The following is a 19857-nucleotide window of genomic DNA, read 5'->3' as shown; positions in this document are numbered from 1 at the left end:
TGATGGCTATTAGAAATTCCTATGCAACAACTGAAAAAAAATTACAAAAAATGCTTTCTGAACTGAACAAAAAAGAGTAAAGTTAGTCGCGTAGGGTACAGAGGTAAGATGTTCTATCTTTCAGACCTTTTACTTCACGTAATCGGATTTGGCTGAATATTTTAGCCGCCCCAGTCAGTAATGACTGGGGCGTTTTTTATTGGGCGAAAGAAAAGATCCGTAATGCCTGATGCGCCCTGTTTATCAGGCCAACGGTAGAAGTGTAATCTATTGAATTTACGGGCCGGATACGCCACATCCGGCACAAGCATTAAGGCAAGAAAATTATTCGCCGTCCTGCGTTTCTTCTACAGGCTGCATCTCGTTAAACCAGGTATCCAGTTTCTGCCGCAGCTTGTCCACGCCTTGTTTCTTCAGTGAAGAGAACGTTTCAACCTGCACATCACCGTTAAACGCCAGCACCGCTTCACGCACCATATTCAATTGCGCTTTACGTGCGCCGCTTGCCAGTTTGTCCGCTTTGGTCAGCAGCACCAGCACGGCGATATTGCTGTCTACCGCCCACTCAATCATCTGTTGATCCAAATCTTTCAGCGGATGGCGAATATCCATTAGCACCACCAGACCTTGCAGGCTCTGACGTTTTTCGAGGTACTCGCCGAGCGCGCGCTGCCATTTGCGCTTCATCTCTTCCGGGACTTCCGCATAACCGTACCCAGGCAAGTCAACCAGACGCTTGCCGTCAGCCACTTCAAACAGGTTGATAAGCTGGGTGCGCCCTGGGGTTTTTGAGGTCCGCGCCAGGCTTTTCTGGTTAGTCAGCGTGTTCAACGCGCTGGATTTACCTGCGTTGGAACGGCCTGCAAAAGCCACTTCAATTCCGGTATCGGAAGGTAGGTGGCGAATATCAGGCGCACTCATCACAAAATGCGTCTGTTGATAATTCAAATTAGTCAAAGCGGTCGTCTCCGTCAGTCAAAGCTTTGCGGCGATTATACCTGAACCATAATAAAAGGCGGATTTTTCGGCGTGAGCGTTGTAAGTAAAAGCCATACGCTTTGTGAGACATTGCCGATAGTCTTTATGCGAAATAGCAGAGAAAATTCTGCGATGCATGTCAAATAAGCTATATAAATCAGTTAATTGCTTTTATATAAAACTCTGAAAATGTGCAAATACTGATGGCGGTTGATTGTTTGTTTAAAGCAAAGGCGTAAAGTAGCACCCATAGAGCGAGGACGCTAACAGGAACAATGACTCAGGATGAGGGTCAGGAGCGCCAGGAGGCGAAGACAGAGGATTGTCAGGAAGACAAACGTCCGGAGACGTAATTAAACGGAAATGGAATCAACACGGATTGTTCCGGCTAATGGAAAAACAGGGTGTGTTGGCGGCCTGCAAGGATTGTAAGACCCGTTAAGGGTTATGAGTCAGGAAAAAAGGCGACAGAGTAATCTGTCGCCTTTTTTCTTTGCTTGCTTTCTGTTAGATTCCGCCGCAAATCTATACTGAATAAAACGGCTAAAAGACGAACCATTATGAAACCATCATCTTCAAACTCACGCAGCAAAGGTCATGCAAAAGCGCGTCGAAAAACACGCGAGGAGCTGGATCAGGAAGCTCGTGACCGTAAGCGTCAGAAAAAACGTCGTGGTCATGCGCCGGGCAGCCGCGCAGCGGGCGGTAACACCACGTCAGGCAGCAAAGGCCAGAACGCACCGAAAGATCCACGTATTGGCAGTAAAACCCCTATTCCATTGGGCGTGACTGAAAAAGTCACCAAACAGCACAAACCGAAGAGTGAGAAACCTATGCTTTCACCGCAGGCGGAGTTGGAGTTACTGGAAACGGATGAGCGTCTGGATGCGCTGCTGGAACGTCTGGAGGCAGGCGAAACCCTGAGCGCCGAAGAGCAATCCTGGGTGGATGCCAAACTGGATCGTATTGATGAGTTGATGCAGAAACTCGGCCTCTCTTATGACGATGACGAAGAAGAGGAAGAAGACGAGAAGCAAGAAGACATGATGCGTCTGCTGCGGGGCAACTAACGGATTGCCGCCGTGGGCCTTCCCGTTCTGCTGATAACCCTTCCGGTTATATGTTATCTGGTGTGGTTATTCGTTAAACTACAGCGGTTGTCGCGGCGACAAAAGTGGCTGCGCAACCGGCTGATGACTCGAAACGGGCATCCGCCGGTACGCCGTAGCCGCCAGAGACGCCATCGGAAGGAGTGAGCATGTCTGTACAGCAAATCGACTGGGATCTGGCCCTGATCCAGAAATATAACTATTCCGGGCCACGATACACCTCGTACCCGACCGCGCTGGAGTTTTCAGAAGACTTCGGCGAACAGGCGTTTTTACAAGCCGTGGCGCGCTATCCTGAGCGTCCATTATCTCTCTACGTACATATTCCGTTCTGCCATAAGCTTTGTTACTTCTGCGGTTGCAATAAGATAGTTACTCGCCAGCAGCACAAGGCCGATCAGTATCTGGACGCGCTGGAGCAAGAAATCGTCCATCGTGCACCGCTGTTCGCCGGGCGTCACGTCAGCCAATTGCACTGGGGCGGCGGAACGCCGACGTATCTGAATAAAGCGCAAATCAGCCGTCTGATGAAGCTGCTGCGCGAAAACTTCCAGTTCAATGCCGATGCGGAGATCTCGATCGAAGTCGATCCGCGGGAAATCGAACTGGATGTACTCGATCATTTACGCGCCGAAGGCTTTAATCGCCTGAGCATGGGCGTGCAGGACTTCAACAAAGAAGTGCAACGTCTGGTTAACCGCGAGCAGGATGAAGAGTTCATCTTTGCACTGCTTAACCATGCGCGTGAGATTGGCTTTACCTCCACCAACATCGACCTGATTTACGGCCTGCCGAAACAGACGCCGGAGAGTTTCGCCTTTACCCTGAAACGTGTGGCGGAGCTGAACCCCGATCGTCTGAGTGTCTTTAACTACGCGCATCTGCCGACCATTTTTGCTGCTCAGCGCAAAATCAAAGATGCTGACCTGCCGAGTCCGCAGCAAAAACTCGATATCCTGCAGGAAACCATCGCCTTCCTGACACAATCGGGCTATCAGTTTATCGGTATGGATCACTTTGCCCGTCCGGATGACGAGCTGGCGGTGGCCCAGCGTGAAGGCGTGCTGCATCGTAACTTCCAGGGCTACACCACTCAGGGCGATACCGATCTGCTGGGGATGGGCGTTTCCGCCATCAGCATGATTGGCGACTGCTACGCGCAGAACCAGAAAGAGTTGAAGCAGTACTATCAGCAAGTGGATGAACAAGGCAATGCGCTGTGGCGTGGTATTGCGCTAACGCGTGATGACTGTATTCGCCGCGATGTGATTAAGTCGCTCATCTGCAACTTCCGTCTGGATTACGCTCCCATTGAGCAACAGTGGGATTTGCTCTTCGCTGATTACTTTGCCGAAGATCTCAAGCTGCTCGCCCCGTTAGCAAAAGATGGGCTGGTGGATGTGGATGAGAAGGGGATTCAGGTGACGGCGAAAGGTCGCTTGCTGATCCGCAACATTTGCATGTGCTTTGATACCTATCTGCGCCAGAAAGCGCGGATGCAGCAGTTCTCACGGGTGATTTAAATAGTGAATGGCGCTTCGTTTACAAAGTAGAAAACGAAAGCGCCATCAATGTGCTGAGAACAAGATTGCCTGATGCGCTACGCTTATCAGGCCTACAAAACCTGTTGAAAATATTGCTTTTGTAGACCGGATAAGGCGTTCACGCCGCATCCGGCATGAACAAAGAGCATTTCATCAGCAATCTGAAACTCAACTAAACAGCCCAATCATCGCGGCACACAGCACGGCAGCAACAGCAGTTTGCGGTGTGTGGCTGTCAACTGCGCCACTCGATACCAGATTAATTATTGATTCCAGCATAATGACTCTCCCCGTTTTCCGGGCAAGATCATACTGAACTTATCGGAACAGTAAAGCGCAAAATACCAGCAATTTGCGCTCAATAATCAATCTTTACACACAAGCCGTGAATCACTCCATCCCCAGCTCTTTTAACTTCCGCGTCAGAGTGTTACGTCCCCAGCCGAGTAGCCGCGCCGCTTCCTGTTTATGCCCTTGCGTATGTCGCAACGCGGTCGTCAGTAACGTCCGCTCCAGCTCAGGCTGCGCTTCGGAAAGCAGATTTTGATGACCGGAACGCAGCGCCCTGTCTGCCCACTGCGCTAACAGCGTCGCCCAACTGTCCGGTTGCATTTGCGAAGTACTCTCCGCAACCGTTGATTCAAACAGTTCGCCAGGCAAATCCTGAATCAACACTTCCTGTCCGGCAGCCATTACCGTTAGCCAGCGGCAGGTGTTTTCCAGCTGGCGCACGTTGCCTGGCCATGCCAGACGCGTCAGCGCGGCTTCGGTTTCCGGATGCAGCAACTTCGCTTCTACGCCCAGTTCGCGCGCGGCAACCTGTAAAAAATGGCGCGCCAGACGGGGAATATCTTCCCGACGTTCGCGCAGCGGCGGCAGATGAACGCGGATGACGTTCAGGCGGTGGAACAGATCCTCACGGAACTTACCTTCCTGCACCCGCTGTTCAAGATTCTGGTGAGTGGCAGCGATAATCCGCACATCTACTTTCACCGGCGCATAGCCGCCAACGCGATAAAACTGACCGTCTGCCAGCACGCGCAGCAAACGCGTCTGCACATCCAGCGGCATATCACCAATTTCGTCGAGAAATAACGTGCCGCCATCGGCCTGTTCAAAACGCCCCTGACGAATGGTATTCGCGCCGGTAAACGCGCCTTTCTCGTGACCAAACAGTTCTGATTCGATCAAATCCTTCGGGATAGCCGCCATATTCAGCGCGATAAACGGCGCTTTGGCTCGCGGACTGTGGCGATGCAGGGCATGAGCGACCAGTTCTTTACCGGTACCGGATTCGCCGTTAATCAGCACGCTAATAGAAGAACGCGAAAGCCGACCGATAATCCGGAACACGTCCTGCATGGCTGGCGCTTCACCGATGATATCGGTCGTTGGGCCGTTAAGCTGAACATTACGCGGCTGCTGCTGTTCCTGGTAATGACTGATGGCGCGCTCAACCAGCGCCACGGCTTCGTCGATATCAAACGGTTTGGGCAGATAATCAAATGCCCCTTGTTGATAGGCGCTGACGGCAGCATCCAGATCGGAATGTGCGGTCATAATGATGACCGGAAGCATCGGATGGCGCTGTTTAATCTGCTTGAGCAGCGCCAGCCCGTCCATTCCCGGCATACGGATATCTGAAAGCAGCACATCCGGCGTTTTGCTCGCCAGCGCCTCCAGTACCTCCGCGCCGTTCTCAAATGTCGTACAGGTTAAACCCGCTCCAGCGAGCGCACGTTCAAGCACCCAACGGATGGAACTATCGTCATCGACTACCCAGACTATCCCTCGTTGCATAAACGTCACCTTTATTTCCTGATAGGCAGGTAAACCGAGAACTCGGTATGACCTGGCCAACTGGTAAATTCAATTTTGCCTGAATGCTGATCAATCAAATTACGGGCGATGGATAAGCCAAGCCCGGTGCCACCTTCGCGGCCGCTGACCATCGGGTAAAACAGCGTATCCTGCAAATGAGGCGGAATACCTGGCCCGTTATCTTCCACATCAATTCGCGCCGCCAGCCGATAACGCTCGCCGTGTAAGGTCAGTTGGAAAGCTGTGCGGGTACGCAGAATGATTTCACCACCCTCTGGCCCCAGCGCCTGTAGCGCATTGCGCACAATATTCAGGAGCACTTGCTCAATTTGATCCGGGTCGTGCGCCAGTTCCGGCAGGCTGGGGTCGTAATCACGAATCAACCGCACGTTGTCCGGCAGTTCCATCGACACCAGCGTCACCACGCGTTCAGCCACTTTATGAATACTTTCGGTAACGCGCGTACCGGGCAGTTGCGGTCCCAACAGACGGTCGACCAGATTTCGCAGCCGGTCCGCCTGTTCGATAATCACTTTGGTATATTCGAGTAGTGACGGGTCAGGTAATGCTTTGCTGAGCAGCTGCGCCGCGCCACGTAAACCGCCAAGCGGATTTTTAATCTCATGTGCCAGGCCGCGCACTAAATCACGGGCAGCAACCTGCTGGGCGTGCTGTAGCTGTTCCTGACTTAAGCGGCGCTGGTTATCCATCGGAGCCATCTCCAGCAGGATCATGCCGTCCGGCATACGCTGGGCCGTCACAGAAAGGATATGCGAGCGCCCGTCGATGACCAGCGTCACTTCGTTATCGGTAAAGCCTTGCCCCGCCTCCAGACTTTCTTGCATCAGCTCGATATTTAATGAGAAGTAGCTCAACAGTTCCGGTAACGGTGTACCAAACAATTTGCGGGAGCTTTGGGCGAGCAGTTGTTGCGCGGCGGGGTTGGCGTAATGGATCGCCAGGTTGTCATCGATTAACAAAATACTGTTAATCAGCGAGTTGAGGATCTGCCCAGCATCGGGCTGCGTGCCTGTTGCCATAAAGCAGTCTCCTGAACAGGTTGCACCATTTTAGTGCATTATAGCTTTTTACGGATAAAAAGCGCGAAGCATCAGAGAATTGACGGAGAAAAAAGCCCATGCAGAGATGGGCTGAAAGTTTCCACGGCAACTAAATCCCGGCGTTGTTGCGCCGGGTAGTACAACTTCAACTATTAGACGCTGTAGTACAGCTCAAACTCTACCGGATGCGGAGTCATACGCACGCGGTCATCTTCTTCGCGACGCAGAGCGATGTACGCATCGATCGCTTCATCAGTGAACACGCCACCGGCTTTCAGGAACTCGCGGTCCAGATCCAGTTCGTTCAGTGCTTCTTCCAGAGAACCAGCAACCTGTGGGATCTCTTTCGCTTCTTCCGGCGGCAGGTCATACAGGTTTTTGTCCATCGCTTCGCCCGGATGGATCTTGTTCTTGATACCGTCAAGACCGGCCATCAGCAGGGCAGCAAAGCACAGGTACGGGTTAGCCGCCGGGTCCGGGAAACGGACTTCGATACGACGTGCTTTCGGAGAAGAAACCACCGGAATACGGATAGACGCAGAACGGTTACGCGCAGAGTAAGCCAGCATTACCGGTGCTTCGTAGCCCGGGACCAGACGCTTGTAAGAGTTGGTGGTCGGGTTTGCCAGGGCGTTAATCGCTTTCGCGTGTTTGATGACGCCGCCAATGTAGTACAGCGCCTGTTCAGACAGACCTGCATATTTGTCGCCCGCGAACAGGTTAACGCCATTTTTAGCCAGCGACATATGGCAGTGCATACCGGAGCCGTTATCACCGAACATCGGTTTTGGCATAAAGGTCGCGGTTTTACCGAAGCGGTGCGCTACGTTGTGCACAACATATTTGTAGATCTGAATTTCGTCAGCTTTTTTGGTCATGGTATTGAAGCGGGTAGCCACTTCGTTCTGACCAGCAGTCGCTACTTCGTGGTGATGGGCTTCAACCACCAGACCCATCTGTTCCATCACCAGACACATTTCAGAACGAATATCCTGAGCAGAGTCTACCGGCGGAACCGGGAAGTAACCGCCTTTCACTGCCGGACGGTGACCTTTGTTACCACCTTCGTATTGGGTGGAGGAGTTCCATGCGCCTTCGATATCGTCGATAGCAACGTGAGAACCGGAGATAGATGATCCGAAACGGATGTCATCGAACAGGAAGAATTCAGGTTCTGGCCCGAACAGTACGGTGTCGGCAATGCCAGTGGAACGCAGGTAATCTTCGGCGCGCTTCGCAATAGAGCGCGGGTCACGGTCATAGCCTTGCAGGGTGCCAGGTTCAAGGATGTCGCAACGGATAATCAGGGTAGAATCGGCGAAGAACGGGTCAATCACTGCGGTGGATGCGTCTGGCATCAGCACCATGTCGGATTCGTTAATGCCTTTCCAGCCGCCAATCGAGGAGCCGTCAAACATTTTGCCTTCTTCGAAGAATTCAGCATTCACCTGATGAGCAGGGATAGTGACGTGCTGTTCTTTACCTTTGGTGTCGGTGAAGCGCAAATCAACAAACTTCACTTCGTGCTCGTTCAGCATCGTCAGTACGTGTTCAGCGGACATACTTTAACTCTCCTGGATTGGTCATGGTCGTCGTGGTAACGAAATCTGCAATTATTTTGGCCGTGTCGCCGTAAAAAAGATAAAGCGAAAACTGTGCCAACTTTTAAATTGCCCCTAAAAGGCGTTATCATGCTTAACATCGTGCAAAAGGGCTGCACCATGATGTGAATGTTGCACCAATATAGTGCTTCAATGGAAACATTAAGCACCATATTGGTGCAATGACCTTTGGATAACCCTTTTTATGCTCCGTGAAAGCGATCACAAAGGGACTCTGCAATACTTGTTTGCGGAGGATGTTTGTGATCCTGTTTTGTAGTGCGATTAATCCGTGTACAATAACGCGCTATTTCTAATGCCTGAGGCAAAGTTGTGATCGAAAAATTGCGTAATATCGCCATCATCGCGCACGTAGACCATGGTAAAACCACCCTGGTAGACAAGCTGCTCCAACAATCCGGTACGTTCGACTCTCGTGCCGAAACCCAAGAGCGCGTGATGGACTCCAACGATTTGGAGAAAGAGCGTGGGATTACCATCCTCGCGAAAAACACCGCTATCAAATGGAATGATTACCGTATCAACATCGTTGATACCCCGGGGCACGCCGACTTCGGTGGTGAAGTTGAACGTGTAATGTCCATGGTAGACTCAGTGCTGCTGGTGGTTGACGCATTTGACGGCCCGATGCCGCAAACGCGCTTCGTAACCAAAAAAGCGTTTGCTTACGGCCTGAAGCCGATTGTTGTTATCAACAAAGTTGACCGCCCTGGCGCGCGTCCTGATTGGGTTGTGGATCAGGTATTCGATCTGTTCGTTAACCTCGACGCGACCGACGAGCAGCTGGACTTCCCGATCGTTTACGCTTCTGCGCTGAACGGTATCGCGGGTCTGGACCACGAAGATATGGCGGAAGACATGACCCCGCTGTATCAGGCGATTGTTGACCACGTTCCTGCGCCGGACGTTGACCTTGACGGTCCGTTCCAGATGCAGATTTCTCAGCTCGATTACAACAGCTATGTTGGCGTTATCGGCATTGGCCGCATCAAGCGCGGTAAAGTGAAGCCGAACCAGCAGGTTACTATCATCGATAGCGAAGGCAAAACCCGCAACGCGAAAGTCGGTAAAGTGCTGGGCCACCTCGGTCTGGAACGTATCGAAACCGATCTGGCTGAAGCTGGCGATATCGTTGCGATCACGGGCCTGGGCGAACTGAACATTTCTGACACCGTTTGCGACACGCAAAACGTTGAAGCGCTGCCGGCACTCTCCGTTGATGAGCCGACCGTTTCTATGTTCTTCTGCGTTAACACCTCGCCGTTCTGCGGTAAAGAAGGTAAGTTCGTAACGTCTCGTCAGATCCTGGATCGTCTGAACAAAGAACTGGTACACAACGTTGCGCTGCGCGTAGAAGAAACCGAAGACGCCGATGCGTTCCGCGTTTCTGGTCGTGGCGAACTGCACCTGTCTGTTCTTATCGAAAACATGCGTCGTGAAGGTTTCGAACTGGCGGTATCCCGTCCGAAAGTAATCTTCCGTGAAATCGACGGTCGTAAACAAGAGCCGTATGAAAACGTGACGCTGGACGTTGAAGAACAGCATCAGGGTTCTGTGATGCAGGCGCTGGGCGAACGTAAAGGCGACCTGAAAAACATGAATCCAGACGGTAAAGGCCGCGTACGTCTCGACTACGTGATCCCAAGCCGTGGTCTGATTGGCTTCCGTTCTGAGTTCATGACCATGACTTCCGGTACTGGTCTGCTGTACTCCACCTTCAGCCACTACGACGACGTACGTCCGGGCGAAGTGGGTCAGCGTCAGAACGGTGTACTGATCTCTAACGGTCAGGGTAAAGCGGTAGCGTTCGCGCTGTTCGGTCTGCAGGATCGCGGTAAGCTGTTCCTCGGTCACGGTGCTGAAGTTTACGAAGGTCAGATTATCGGTATTCACAGCCGCTCTAACGACCTGACTGTAAACTGCCTGACCGGTAAGAAACTGACCAACATGCGTGCTTCCGGTACTGACGAAGCCGTTGTTCTGGTTCCGCCTATCCGCATGACTCTGGAACAAGCTCTGGAGTTCATCGATGATGACGAACTGGTAGAAGTGACTCCGACCTCTATCCGTATTCGTAAACGTCACCTGACGGAAAACGATCGTCGTCGCGCCAACCGCGCACCGAAAGACGATTAATTTCGCTTTTCAGTCATAAAAAACCTGCCATCGCTGGCAGGTTTTTTTTTACCTGTCGTGAGCGCACACCAATGCGAGTATCTCCCTTATAAGTCTGTGATTACGTCAATAGAGAGCTTTGTCACAATTATCTGCAAAGTCATACGCCGTTAATTGCTTTCTTTTTTGGCGTAAGCGTAAGATGCCTCATCTGGTTTAAACCAAAAGGATTAAACAATGGCGGAGAATCAATCCACCGTAGAAAATGCAAAAGAGAAACTGGATCGGTGGTTGAAAGATGGCATCACCACGCCGGGTGGAAAACTCCCTTCAGAAAGAGAGCTGGGAGAACTGCTGGGCATTAAACGTATGACGCTGCGCCAGGCGTTGTTGAACCTCGAGGCAGAATCCAAAATCTTCCGTAAGGATCGTAAGGGGTGGTTCGTGACCCAGCCGCGATTTAATTACAGTCCGGAGCTGTCAGCGAGCTTTCAGCGGGCCGCAATTGAGCAAGGACGAGAGCCTTCCTGGGGGTTTACCGAGAAAAACCGTACCAGCGATATTCCCGAGACGCTCGCGCCACTGATTGCAGTGACACCATCAACTGAACTCTATCGCATCACCGGCTGGGGGGCGCTGGAAGGACATAAAGTTTTCTATCACGAAACATATATTAATCCTGAAGTTGCTCCGGGTTTTATTGAACAACTTGAAAACCACTCATTTTCTGCAGTCTGGGAAAAGTGCTACCAAAAAGAGACGGTAGTAAAAAAATTGATTTTCAAACCCGTCAGAATGCCGGGCGATATCAGCAAGTATCTTGGCGGTTCTGCGGGTATGCCAGCGATCTTAATTGAAAAGCATCGCGCCGACCAGCAAGGCAATATTGTCCAGATAGATATTGAATATTGGCGATTTGAGGCCGTAGACCTCATCATTAATCTGTAGGTGTTTTATGGTGACAATAAATAACGCAAGAAAGATTCTACAACGTGTCGACACTCTTCCTCTTTATTTACATGCTTATGCCTTTCATTTAAATATGCGGCTGGAAAGAGTGTTGCCTGCTGATTTACTTGATATCGCAAGTGAAAATAATCTACGTGGCGTCAAAATCCATGTTCTGGATGGCGAGCGTTTTTCTCTTGGTAATATGGACGATAAAGAACTCTCTGCCTTTGGGGATAAAGCCCGCCGTCTGAACCTTGATATTCATATTGAAACCAGCGCTTCAGATAAGGCATCTATTGACGAAGCCGTCGCCATTGCGTTGAAAACTGGGGCATCGTCCGTACGTTTTTATCCACGTTATGAAGGTAATTTGCGCGACGTATTATCGATCATCGCTAACGACATTGCCTATGTACGGGAAACGTATCAGGACAGCGGCCTGACTTTTACGATCGAACAGCATGAAGATTTAAAAAGCCATGAGCTGGTGTCGCTGGTCAAAGAAAGTGAGATGGAATCTCTTTCCTTACTGTTTGATTTTGCGAACATGATCAATGCAAATGAGCATCCCATCGACGCTTTAAAAACGATGGCACCGCATATTACCCAGGTCCATATCAAAGATGCCTTGATCGTTAAAGAAGAGGGTGGCCTGGGTCATAAAGCCTGTATTTCAGGTCAGGGTGATATGCCGTTCAAAGCGTTATTAACGCACCTTATCTGCCTGGGTGATGATGAGCCGCAGGTGACGGCATATGGCCTGGAAGAAGAGGTTGATTACTATGCGCCGGCGTTCCGCTTTGAAGACGAAGATGATAATCCGTGGATCCCTTATCGCCAGATGAGTGAAACACCCCTACCAGAAAATCATTTATTGGATGCGCGGTTACGTAAAGAAAAAGAAGATGCAATTAATCAGATAAATCATGTGCGTAATGTACTACAACAAATCAAACAAGAGGCAAACCATCTTCTGAACAACTAATAAGTTTTAACTCATACGCTGTTAATAAAACCATTCCATATGAATGGTCGGTATCTTATTGCCTTTAAAACAGTGATTTTAAAAATCGCTTAGGGGATGTTATGCTCACGAAAAAGAAATGGGCGTTATTTAGTCTATTAACATTGTGTGGCGGTACAATTTATAAATTACCGTCTCTGAAAGATGCGTTTTATATCCCGATGCAGGAATATTTCCATTTGACCAATGGTCAAATTGGTAATGCTATGTCGGTAAACTCATTTGTCACCACAGTGGGCTTTTTTCTGTCTATTTATTTTGCCGATAAACTACCGCGCAGATACACCATGTCATTCTCACTCATTGCGACAGGATTACTGGGTGTTTATTTGACGACAATGCCGGGGTATTGGGGCATCCTCTTTGTCTGGGCGCTATTTGGCGTTACTTGCGACATGATGAACTGGCCGGTCTTGCTCAAGTCGGTAAGTCGATTGGGCAATAGCGAACAACAAGGTCGGTTGTTTGGCTTCTTCGAAACAGGGCGTGGCATTGTCGATACCGTGGTGGCATTTTCTGCGTTGGCAGTATTTACCTGGTTTGGCAGTGGCTTATTGGGTTTTAAAGCAGGCATCTGGTTCTATTCCCTTATTGTGATTGCCGTAGGCATTATCATTTTCTTTGTTCTGAATGACAAAGAAGAGGCACCGTCCGTTGAGGTGAAAAAAGAAGACGGAGCATCGAAAAACACCAGTATGACCTCGGTGCTGAAAGACAAAACTATCTGGCTTATCGCTTTCAACGTCTTCTTCGTTTACGCGGTTTACTGTGGCCTGACATTCTTCATTCCATTCCTGAAAAACATCTATCTATTGCCCGTTGCGCTGGTGGGGGCTTACGGCATCATTAACCAATACTGTCTGAAAATGATTGGTGGACCGATTGGTGGCATGATTTCAGATAAGATCCTGAAATCGCCGAGTAAATATCTATGCTACACCTTTATCATCAGTACCGCTGCGCTCGTACTGTTGATTATGCTGCCGCACGAAAGTATGCCGGTTTATTTAGGGATGGCATGTACGCTGGGCTTTGGCGCTATAGTCTTTACACAGCGAGCCGTATTTTTTGCACCTATCGGCGAAGCAAAAATTGCTGAAAATAAAACAGGCGCGGCGATGGCGTTGGGTAGCTTTATTGGTTACGCCCCGGCGATGTTCTGCTTCAGTCTGTATGGCTACATTCTGGATTTAAATCCGGGGATTATTGGCTACAAAATTGTGTTTGGCATTATGGCCTGCTTCGCATTCTGTGGTGCGGTGGTTTCCGTAATGCTGGTTAAGCGTATTAGCCAACGTAAGAAAGAGATGCTGGCGGCTGAAGCTTGATTAATGGCCGGATGTGCTTAATCCGGCCAACGAAAACCGTATCAACCGAAATTTCAATTTCAGGATACTTCTTGCTCGGCAACCACCAGTTCAACATTCTCTTCACTTAACAACTGGCAGAAAGAATTGGGAGGCGGGGCATCAGTAAAAAAAGCCCTGACATTCCGTGCATTGCCAATTGAAACGGCAGCAGACGCGGCAAACTTCGTATGATCGGCCACTAACAATGTATTCCGCGCATGTTTAATCATCGTTCTCGCGACTAACGCTTCATTGACATCAAATTCCAGCAGGGTGCCGTCATGTTCAATGGCACCTATACTGGTGATTAAATAATCTGCGCGGAAGCCTTCAATAAAATCCACGGCTCCTGGGCCGATAATCCCGCCGTTATGAGCGCGTAAAGTGCCTCCCGGCACCATCACTTCAATATCCTGATTCTTATAAAGGATCTGTGCCACACGTAGGCTGTTAGTGATAATGCGTAAATCACGCCGGTTGAGTAATGCCCTGGCAACGGCTTCTACGGTTGTACCGATGGTGATAAAGACGGTACAGCGTTCGGGAAGGTAATCGGCGACTGCCTCAGCGATCGCCCGTTTCTCGGCGGTGAGCGAAAGTTCCCGTTGCTCAAAAGCGGTATTCATGACGCTGGAGACGCGCCCGGCCCCTCCATGATGACGGGTGATCAAGCCCTGCTCACTGAGTTTTCGGATATCCCGGCGCACGGTTTGCGTTGAAACATCCAGCAGTTGTGCCAGTTCTTCAATATTCATATAACCGCGTTCTGCGATTAGATGAACGAGTTGGTCATGGCGTGGATTACCTGTCACTTCGATGATACTCATGAATACTCCCTTGCCCCTCCTCGGTAGATGTTTACCATTTTACGCATAAAGTGACAAAAATGATTCGGTTTGCTCACGATTAGGAATGCCGGCCCGACCGCCAGGCTGGGTACATTTCATCGCGGCAACCGCACTGGCAAAACGAATAGCCTCTTTTGTTGGCATTTTTTCTGCCAACGCTACCGCGAGTGCGCCGTGAAAAACATCGCCTGCTCCAGTGGTATCAACCACATTGACAGAAAATGCCTCCTGTTGACACAAATGACCATCTTCAATCCACAACGATCCTTCAGAACCCAGCGTAACATACACTTTACCTGCTGTTTGTGTCGTTGCCTGGAACAAACCTTCTTCAGGTGACTGCAGGCCAGTCATGCGTTTCAGCCCTGGTGTTGAGAACACGGCGTGATCGGCAAGCGCGACAAGTGGAGATATATCCTGCGGTGTCATATCGGCGTCTAAAAGCGTTGTCACACCCGCAAGGCACGCTAGCGAGAATGCTTTTTCAGTACCGCTATGCCAGCGAACATCGGCCAGAATCAGATCATAACGAGAGAAATCGATCGCTTCTAACCATTCGGCATCAGTACCGAGATCAGGACTTGGATAATTAACGATAATCCGTTCGCCATGCTGATCAACGAGGATCGCTGATTGCGACGAACGGGCGTTAGGATATCGGCGGCAAAATGCGGTATTGACGCCCCAACCCTCAAGTTCTGCAAGTAAGGTATTTCCACAACTGTCATCGCCGACGCGACCGATGAAATCAACCTCCACACCAAGCTTTGCGATTGCAACAGCGGCTGTTGCTGCCGGGCCGCCACCAATCTCAAGATAATGATTTGCCTGATATTTCCCGCCGCCCTCCGGCAGAGTGGGCAAAGAATAAATTCTGTCCTGAACTGTGATACCCACGCATGCAATTCTGGTCATATTTGTCTTGTCCTGTTTAATTTTGTCGTCTTTGTTCAATTTAAATGACACAAATGATCAAATTAGTGATGCGTGTCGTGTTTTTGAACATAAATTACAAATATGCTCAAAAACAGACGAAAACGAATTTTCAATTGTCATTATTTTGTCAATGTCAGACAGGAGAGTATTCATGGCAACCATTGCATTTCTCGGGCTGGGGCAGATGGGTAGCCCAATGGCTAACAATCTATTGCAAAAAGGGCATTCATTGCAGGTATTTGATGTCAATGCACAGGCCGTCGATGCGCTAGTTACGCAGGGGGCCACTGCGGCACAAACCCCAGCGGAAGCGGCAGCAGGCGCTGAATTTATCATCACTATGCTTCCCAATGGTGACATTGTTCGACAGGTTCTGTTGGGGGAAAAAGGCGTCTGTGAGGCTGTTTCATCTGACGCGTTATTGATTGATATGTCGACTATTCATCCCTTACAGACCGATGCATTAATACGGGAGTTACAAGAAAAAGGCATCAGTATGATGGACGCTCCCGTGGGCAGAACGTCCGTGAATGCGATTGATGGCTCATTGCTGATTTTAGCGGGTGGCACTGATGAGCAGATTGCACGTGCACGCCCGATTCTCATGTGCATGGGTAATGAGCTGGTCGAGGCTGGCGGCCCAGGAATGGGGATCCGCGTGAAGCTAATTAACAACTATATGAGCATTGCGCTTAATGCGCTGTCCTCCGAAGCCGCTGTGTTATGTGAGTCACTGGGATTAAATCTTGATGTCGCAATTAAGGTGATGAGTGGTACGGCAGCAGGGAAAGGACATTTTACGACCACCTGGCCTGGCAAAGTGCTGAAAGGCGATCTTTCTCCCGCCTTCATGGTGGACCTGGCATTGAAAGATCTGCGTATTGCAGTTGACGTCGCTCGGAAAACGGGGGCGCCGCTCAATATGGGGATTGCAGCAGAAAGTTATTACGCCGCAGCAAGTCAAGACGGCAAAGGGCGGCAGGACTGGAGCGCCCTGCTAAATCAGGTTCGCCAGCAGGCTGGTCTTTAATTTTATCTATTAACAGGAGTTTCTATGTCATCCCACTTCACCCCATTTACGCTGAAAGATATCTCCCGCCCAGGTGGTGGATTCGCCATGTTAGCTGTCGATCAGCGTGAGGCCATGCGCCTGATGTTTGCGGCAGCAGGGCAGCCAAAACCCATCGCCGACAGTGTACTCACCGATTTTAAAGTTGCCGCGACCCGAATCCTTTCTCCTTATGCTTCTGCCGTTCTGGCGGATAAACAATTTTGTCTTGAACAAATAGTCGAGCAGGGCGCTGTGGCTAATTCTTGCGGCCTGATTGTCGCTGCCGATCTTTTTATCCCAGGTAATGGCATCCCGGTTGATAGCGTTGAAATAGATATGTCCGTCGACCCGCATAAAGCCCGTGAAATGGGGGCTAAGGCAATGAAATTACTTGTACTCTGGCGTGAAGATGAACCCGCAGAGGAACGTCTGGCAATGGTTGATAAATTTGTTCGTCGCTGCCGTAGTGCCGGGCTGGTTAGCATTATTGAACCTGTGGTGCGTCCACCTCGTCGCGGTTGGGACTTTGATCGTGAAAGCGCCATTGTTGCCGCCGCCGCAGAGCTTGGTGGAACAGAGGCTGATCTTTACAAAGCCGAGATGCCATTAGGGGGCAAAGGCGATGAAAAAACCTTACTTGCCGCCTGTCAGCAACTTAACGATCAGATGAAGATGCCGTGGGTAATTCTTTCTTCTGGCGTTGATGCCGATATTTTTGGCCGTGCAGTAAGTATTGCCATGAAAGGTGGTGCGTCGGGCTTCCTGGCTGGACGAGCGGTTTGGGCGTCGGTTGTTGGTGCACAAGATCCACAAACCATGCTGCGCGATGTCTCCGTTCCACGCTTGCAACGGCTGGCTGAAATTGTCGATGAAGGTATCGCGCAACGCTAATCCCCTATGGATATCTATTCTGGAGAATAACAATGGATAAAATTACCCAGGTTTTATTTTCAGATATTGGGAAAGTCACCACTCAATATGTTGAAGTGCCACACCAGCAACTTAAACCGCACGAAGTACGGATTGCGCCCGTGTTCTACGGGATATGCGGTTCGGATCTGCATGTTCTGAAAGGCGGTCATCCGTTTGCCAAACCGCCTGTCGTCCCCGGTCATGAAATTGCAGCGCGCGTTACGGAAGTGGGCAGCGACGTTAAAAATGTACAGCCGGGCGATCATGTTGTGGTCGATCCCATCATGGCTTGCATGGAATGCCGAGCCTGCAAAGCAGGACGTTTTAATCTTTGTGAACCACCGCAGGTTGCTGGTTTTCGCGCACCGGGCTTTGCTCGCTCACAACACATTGTTCCTGCGCGTAATTGCCATGTCGCACCAGCCTCTTTACCGCTAAAAGTGTTGGCCTTTGCCGAACCGGCGGCTTGTGCTCGTCACTGCGTTAACCGAATGCCGAAAGCTTCTCTGGAAAGCGTACTGGTGATTGGTGCCGGAACGATAGGCTTATCCATCGTGCAGGCACTGCGCATTATGGGGGCAGGTAAGATTACCGTGATTGAACCTGACGCTGCCAAACGCGCGCTGGCGTTAAAACTGGGCGCAGCAGAAGTTTGGGCACCAGGTGAGCTGGCCGCAGATGTGCGATTTACGGGGGCGATTGATGTCGTTGCAGCGCAGGCCACGCTTAACGATGCATGTACCCGTGTATATGCCGGAGGCACCGTCGTGTGCATGGGCGTACCAAGTGGGCCGCGTGAAATACCATTACCGATGATGCAACGTTTCGAGCGTGACTTGCTCAACTCTGGCATGTACATCCCTGAAGATTTCGATGCTGTTATCGAATGGCTGGCGGATGGGCGGTTTGATACCAGTGAACTGGTTACCGATTTATTTGCCATTGAGGATGCAGCGGCGGCATTCGAACGCGCGCAGCAAAATGACTCCATAAAGGTCATGCTGCAATTTGCGCCGGAATGATTTTCTAAATCTCTGTCTGGCGCTGCGTCACGTCAGCGCCACCCTACAACAATTAAAAAGGACACTGCGATGAGTCAAATCACCAGTACTGCAACTTATTCAATTAGTCGGCCACAGGACGTGATTGATATTGTTAATAAGAACTCTGCAATCAACACCAGTATCGGCGTTATTTTTATTGCTTTGGGCGGCATATTGATTGATGCCTACCAGGCGGCGATGGTGGGGTTTGGTAATAAATACATTGCCGCTCAATTCGGCATTTCGCCGGGTCTTGCTGCAACCGTCAATGCATCAGTATTAATCGCCGCGTTAATTGGCGGTTTATTAGCGAACCGAGTAATAAACCGCTTTGGGCAAAAGCGGGCATTTATTATTGGCATGGGGCTGTGCACCATCGGTGCTGCAGCGGTAGCTATTGCTCCCAGTATCTGGTGGGTGCTGGTGTGCCGCGTCATCATGGGCTTTGGTTTAGGCATCGACTTCCCTTTGGCAACTAATGCCGTGGCAGAGCTTCGTGGTTCAACGTCGAAGAAAACCGGAACGTCGGTCAACCTCTGGCAAATGGCCTGGTATGTTTCGACAACCGTTGTTTATTTGGTGCTTTTGCCGCTGCTTCTGTCTGGTATCGCTGAAGAACAATTGTGGCGTTACGGAATATTCATCGGAGCTATTTTTGCAGTCATCTTCATGATTTTGCGTTACTTCTTTATTGGTGAATCCGCAATGTGGGCCGCACGCGTTGGGCGTTACCAGGAAGCGTGCGACATTCTGGGAAAACGTTATGGTGTTCAGGCTCGCGTTGCGGCATCGGGTACAACAGAAGCGAAATTCTCGGAAAAAGCAGAGAATAAATACAGTGGTGGATATGGCATCTTATTTAATGATCGTTACCGCAAACGCACCATTCTTGGCTGTGTCGTGGCAACCATGCAGGCGTGGCAATATAACGCCGTAGGTGTTTATCTTCCTCTTACGTTGGCGGGAATAATAAGTGGCGGGCTTACTGGCGCGTTGACCGGTTCTGCCGTCGTGAATGCCCTTTGTGGGGTGACAGGTGGGATGATCGGCTCGTTTATTCTCCAACGACTGGGTACTCGCCGACAGTCGATGTATGGATTTGCTGTTGTGACCTTAGCATTGCTGTCGTTAGGCGCACTGGCAACGACTAATCCCTGGCTGTCTTTAGGGTTATTGGGATCAATTATTTTCTTCCATTCAGCGGGTCCTGGTGGGCTGGGCATGACCATTGCCACACTCTCTTATCCTCCCGCTATTCGCCCTACTGGGGTCGGATTTGCCCGCGCTATTATGCGCACAGGGGCAATTGCAGGACTCATTTTCTGGCCGATGCTGTGGGGTGCGTTGAAAACTGAAGCGTTTTACTGGTTGGCAATCGTGCCATTCCTGGGATTCCTGACCTGTGTATTGATTAATTGGGAACCACTGGGTGCAAATGTTGATGCTGAGGACGCAGAGGTTCTGGCTGAATTGAAGAAATAATTTAATGCGCA

The 19857-nt window shown here is 50.3% G+C and carries 17 protein-coding genes and 1 pseudogene; 11 read left to right on the top strand and 7 right to left on the bottom strand.

Features of this window, described 5'->3' with window-relative positions:
* Positions 1-324: 324 nt before the first annotated feature.
* Positions 325-957 carry a ribosome biogenesis GTP-binding protein YihA/YsxC gene (gene yihA, locus ACJHWT_RS13900; protein WP_000183344.1) on the bottom strand — a complete coding sequence of 211 codons (633 nt, stop codon included), beginning with the start codon at positions 955-957 and terminating at the stop codon, positions 325-327.
* Between the two features lie 296 nt (positions 958-1253).
* Here yihA and ACJHWT_RS13895 point away from each other — a divergent pair.
* The 3 genes and pseudogenes from ACJHWT_RS13895 (at position 1254) to hemN (ending at position 3610) form a co-directional block, all read left to right on the top strand.
* A pseudogene (locus ACJHWT_RS13895) lies at positions 1254-1420 on the top strand (hypothetical protein).
* Between the two features lie 118 nt (positions 1421-1538).
* Positions 1539-2048, top strand: a complete 510-nt coding sequence (yihI, locus tag ACJHWT_RS13890; protein ID WP_001295266.1) for a Der GTPase-activating protein YihI — start codon at positions 1539-1541, stop codon at positions 2046-2048.
* Between the two features lie 188 nt (positions 2049-2236).
* Positions 2237-3610: an oxygen-independent coproporphyrinogen III oxidase gene (hemN, locus tag ACJHWT_RS13885; RefSeq protein ID WP_000116096.1), complete on the top strand. Its 1374-nt coding sequence runs from the start codon at positions 2237-2239 to the stop codon at positions 3608-3610.
* 189 nt (positions 3611-3799) lie between these two features.
* Here hemN and ACJHWT_RS13880 read toward each other — a convergent pair whose 3' ends face one another.
* The 4 genes from ACJHWT_RS13880 to glnA all read right to left on the bottom strand — a co-directional run bounded on the left by ACJHWT_RS13880 (position 3800) and on the right by glnA (position 8075).
* Positions 3800-3910: a YshB family small membrane protein gene (locus ACJHWT_RS13880; RefSeq protein ID WP_000893994.1), complete on the bottom strand. Its 111-nt coding sequence runs from the start codon at positions 3908-3910 to the stop codon at positions 3800-3802.
* Positions 3911-4021: 111 nt separating this feature from the next.
* Positions 4022-5431, bottom strand: a complete 1410-nt coding sequence (glnG, locus tag ACJHWT_RS13875) for a nitrogen regulation protein NR(I) (protein WP_001188777.1) — start codon at positions 5429-5431, stop codon at positions 4022-4024.
* 11 nt (positions 5432-5442) lie between these two features.
* Positions 5443-6492 (bottom strand): nitrogen regulation protein NR(II), encoded by a 1050-nt coding sequence (gene glnL, locus ACJHWT_RS13870; RefSeq protein ID WP_000190577.1) that lies wholly within the window; start codon positions 6490-6492, stop codon positions 5443-5445.
* A gap of 173 nt (positions 6493-6665) precedes the next feature.
* Complete coding sequence (gene glnA / locus ACJHWT_RS13865) at positions 6666-8075, bottom strand: glutamate--ammonia ligase (RefSeq protein ID WP_001271708.1); 1410 nt, start codon at positions 8073-8075, stop codon at positions 6666-6668.
* A gap of 372 nt (positions 8076-8447) precedes the next feature.
* Between glnA and typA the strand changes: the two genes are divergently transcribed.
* The 4 genes from typA to ACJHWT_RS13845 all read left to right on the top strand — a co-directional run bounded on the left by typA (position 8448) and on the right by ACJHWT_RS13845 (position 13553).
* Positions 8448-10271: a ribosome-dependent GTPase TypA gene (gene typA, locus ACJHWT_RS13860; RefSeq protein WP_000570668.1), complete on the top strand. Its 1824-nt coding sequence runs from the start codon at positions 8448-8450 to the stop codon at positions 10269-10271.
* A 216-nt stretch (positions 10272-10487) separates the two neighbouring features.
* Positions 10488-11198, top strand: a complete 711-nt coding sequence (locus ACJHWT_RS13855) for a GntR family transcriptional regulator (RefSeq protein ID WP_000829798.1) — start codon at positions 10488-10490, stop codon at positions 11196-11198.
* A gap of 7 nt (positions 11199-11205) precedes the next feature.
* Entirely contained in the window at positions 11206-12186 is a 981-nt protein-coding gene (locus ACJHWT_RS13850; RefSeq protein ID WP_000256394.1) for a sugar phosphate isomerase/epimerase family protein, read from the top strand.
* A 101-nt stretch (positions 12187-12287) separates the two neighbouring features.
* Positions 12288-13553 carry an MFS transporter gene (locus tag ACJHWT_RS13845; protein ID WP_000956312.1) on the top strand — a complete coding sequence of 422 codons (1266 nt, stop codon included), beginning with the start codon at positions 12288-12290 and terminating at the stop codon, positions 13551-13553.
* Between the two features lie 59 nt (positions 13554-13612).
* Here the strand turns inward: ACJHWT_RS13845 and ACJHWT_RS13840 are convergent, their stop codons facing one another.
* Both ACJHWT_RS13840 and ACJHWT_RS13835 read right to left on the bottom strand, forming a co-directional pair.
* Complete coding sequence (locus ACJHWT_RS13840; RefSeq protein ID WP_000022286.1) at positions 13613-14401, bottom strand: DeoR/GlpR family DNA-binding transcription regulator; 789 nt, start codon at positions 14399-14401, stop codon at positions 13613-13615.
* Positions 14402-14440: 39 nt separating this feature from the next.
* Complete coding sequence (locus ACJHWT_RS13835; RefSeq protein WP_001318158.1) at positions 14441-15337, bottom strand: sugar kinase; 897 nt, start codon at positions 15335-15337, stop codon at positions 14441-14443.
* Between the two features lie 172 nt (positions 15338-15509).
* Here ACJHWT_RS13835 and yihU point away from each other — a divergent pair, with 172 nt between their 5' ends.
* The 4 genes from yihU (at position 15510) to ACJHWT_RS13815 (ending at position 19846) form a co-directional block, all read left to right on the top strand.
* Positions 15510-16388 (top strand): sulfolactaldehyde 3-reductase, encoded by an 879-nt coding sequence (gene yihU / locus ACJHWT_RS13830; protein ID WP_001318159.1) that lies wholly within the window; start codon positions 15510-15512, stop codon positions 16386-16388.
* A 24-nt stretch (positions 16389-16412) separates the two neighbouring features.
* Positions 16413-17300, top strand: coding sequence for an aldolase (locus ACJHWT_RS13825; protein WP_000094544.1), 888 nt, complete (start codon positions 16413-16415; stop codon positions 17298-17300).
* Positions 17301-17332: 32 nt separating this feature from the next.
* Positions 17333-18343 (top strand): zinc-dependent alcohol dehydrogenase, encoded by a 1011-nt coding sequence (locus ACJHWT_RS13820; protein ID WP_000357981.1) that lies wholly within the window; start codon positions 17333-17335, stop codon positions 18341-18343.
* A gap of 69 nt (positions 18344-18412) precedes the next feature.
* A complete protein-coding gene (locus ACJHWT_RS13815; RefSeq protein WP_000078443.1) occupies positions 18413-19846 on the top strand; it encodes an MFS transporter in 1434 nt (477 codons plus the stop codon).
* The last annotated feature ends 11 nt before the right edge of the window (positions 19847-19857 follow it).

Origin of the sequence: Escherichia sp. WS338 (genome assembly GCF_046486405.1) — a bacterium.
Taxonomy (GTDB): domain Bacteria; phylum Pseudomonadota; class Gammaproteobacteria; order Enterobacterales; family Enterobacteriaceae; genus Escherichia; species Escherichia coli.
Note: the sequence above shows the minus strand (reverse complement) of the source record. Positions and strands in the feature narration are given on the sequence as shown.

Excerpts from the sequence above, each read along its gene's own strand:
- ACJHWT_RS13840 (WP_000022286.1), bottom strand. The coding sequence starts at position 14,401 with ATGAGTATCATCGAAGTGACAGGTAATCCACGCCATGACCAACTCGTT.
- ACJHWT_RS13850 (WP_000256394.1), top strand. The coding sequence starts at position 11,206 with ATGGTGACAATAAATAACGCAAGAAAGATTCTACAACGTGTCGACACT.
- ACJHWT_RS13855 (WP_000829798.1), top strand. The coding sequence starts at position 10,488 with ATGGCGGAGAATCAATCCACCGTAGAAAATGCAAAAGAGAAACTGGAT.
- ACJHWT_RS13825 (WP_000094544.1), top strand. The coding sequence starts at position 16,413 with ATGTCATCCCACTTCACCCCATTTACGCTGAAAGATATCTCCCGCCCA.
- yihU (WP_001318159.1), top strand. The coding sequence starts at position 15,510 with ATGGCAACCATTGCATTTCTCGGGCTGGGGCAGATGGGTAGCCCAATG.
- yihI (WP_001295266.1), top strand. The coding sequence starts at position 1,539 with ATGAAACCATCATCTTCAAACTCACGCAGCAAAGGTCATGCAAAAGCG.
- glnA (WP_001271708.1), bottom strand. The coding sequence starts at position 8,075 with ATGTCCGCTGAACACGTACTGACGATGCTGAACGAGCACGAAGTGAAG.
- hemN (WP_000116096.1), top strand. The coding sequence starts at position 2,237 with ATGTCTGTACAGCAAATCGACTGGGATCTGGCCCTGATCCAGAAATAT.
- ACJHWT_RS13820 (WP_000357981.1), top strand. The coding sequence starts at position 17,333 with ATGGATAAAATTACCCAGGTTTTATTTTCAGATATTGGGAAAGTCACC.
- ACJHWT_RS13880 (WP_000893994.1), bottom strand. The coding sequence starts at position 3,910 with ATGCTGGAATCAATAATTAATCTGGTATCGAGTGGCGCAGTTGACAGC.
- glnG (WP_001188777.1), bottom strand. The coding sequence starts at position 5,431 with ATGCAACGAGGGATAGTCTGGGTAGTCGATGACGATAGTTCCATCCGT.
- ACJHWT_RS13845 (WP_000956312.1), top strand. The coding sequence starts at position 12,288 with ATGCTCACGAAAAAGAAATGGGCGTTATTTAGTCTATTAACATTGTGT.
- ACJHWT_RS13835 (WP_001318158.1), bottom strand. The coding sequence starts at position 15,337 with ATGACCAGAATTGCATGCGTGGGTATCACAGTTCAGGACAGAATTTAT.
- ACJHWT_RS13815 (WP_000078443.1), top strand. The coding sequence starts at position 18,413 with ATGAGTCAAATCACCAGTACTGCAACTTATTCAATTAGTCGGCCACAG.
- glnL (WP_000190577.1), bottom strand. The coding sequence starts at position 6,492 with ATGGCAACAGGCACGCAGCCCGATGCTGGGCAGATCCTCAACTCGCTG.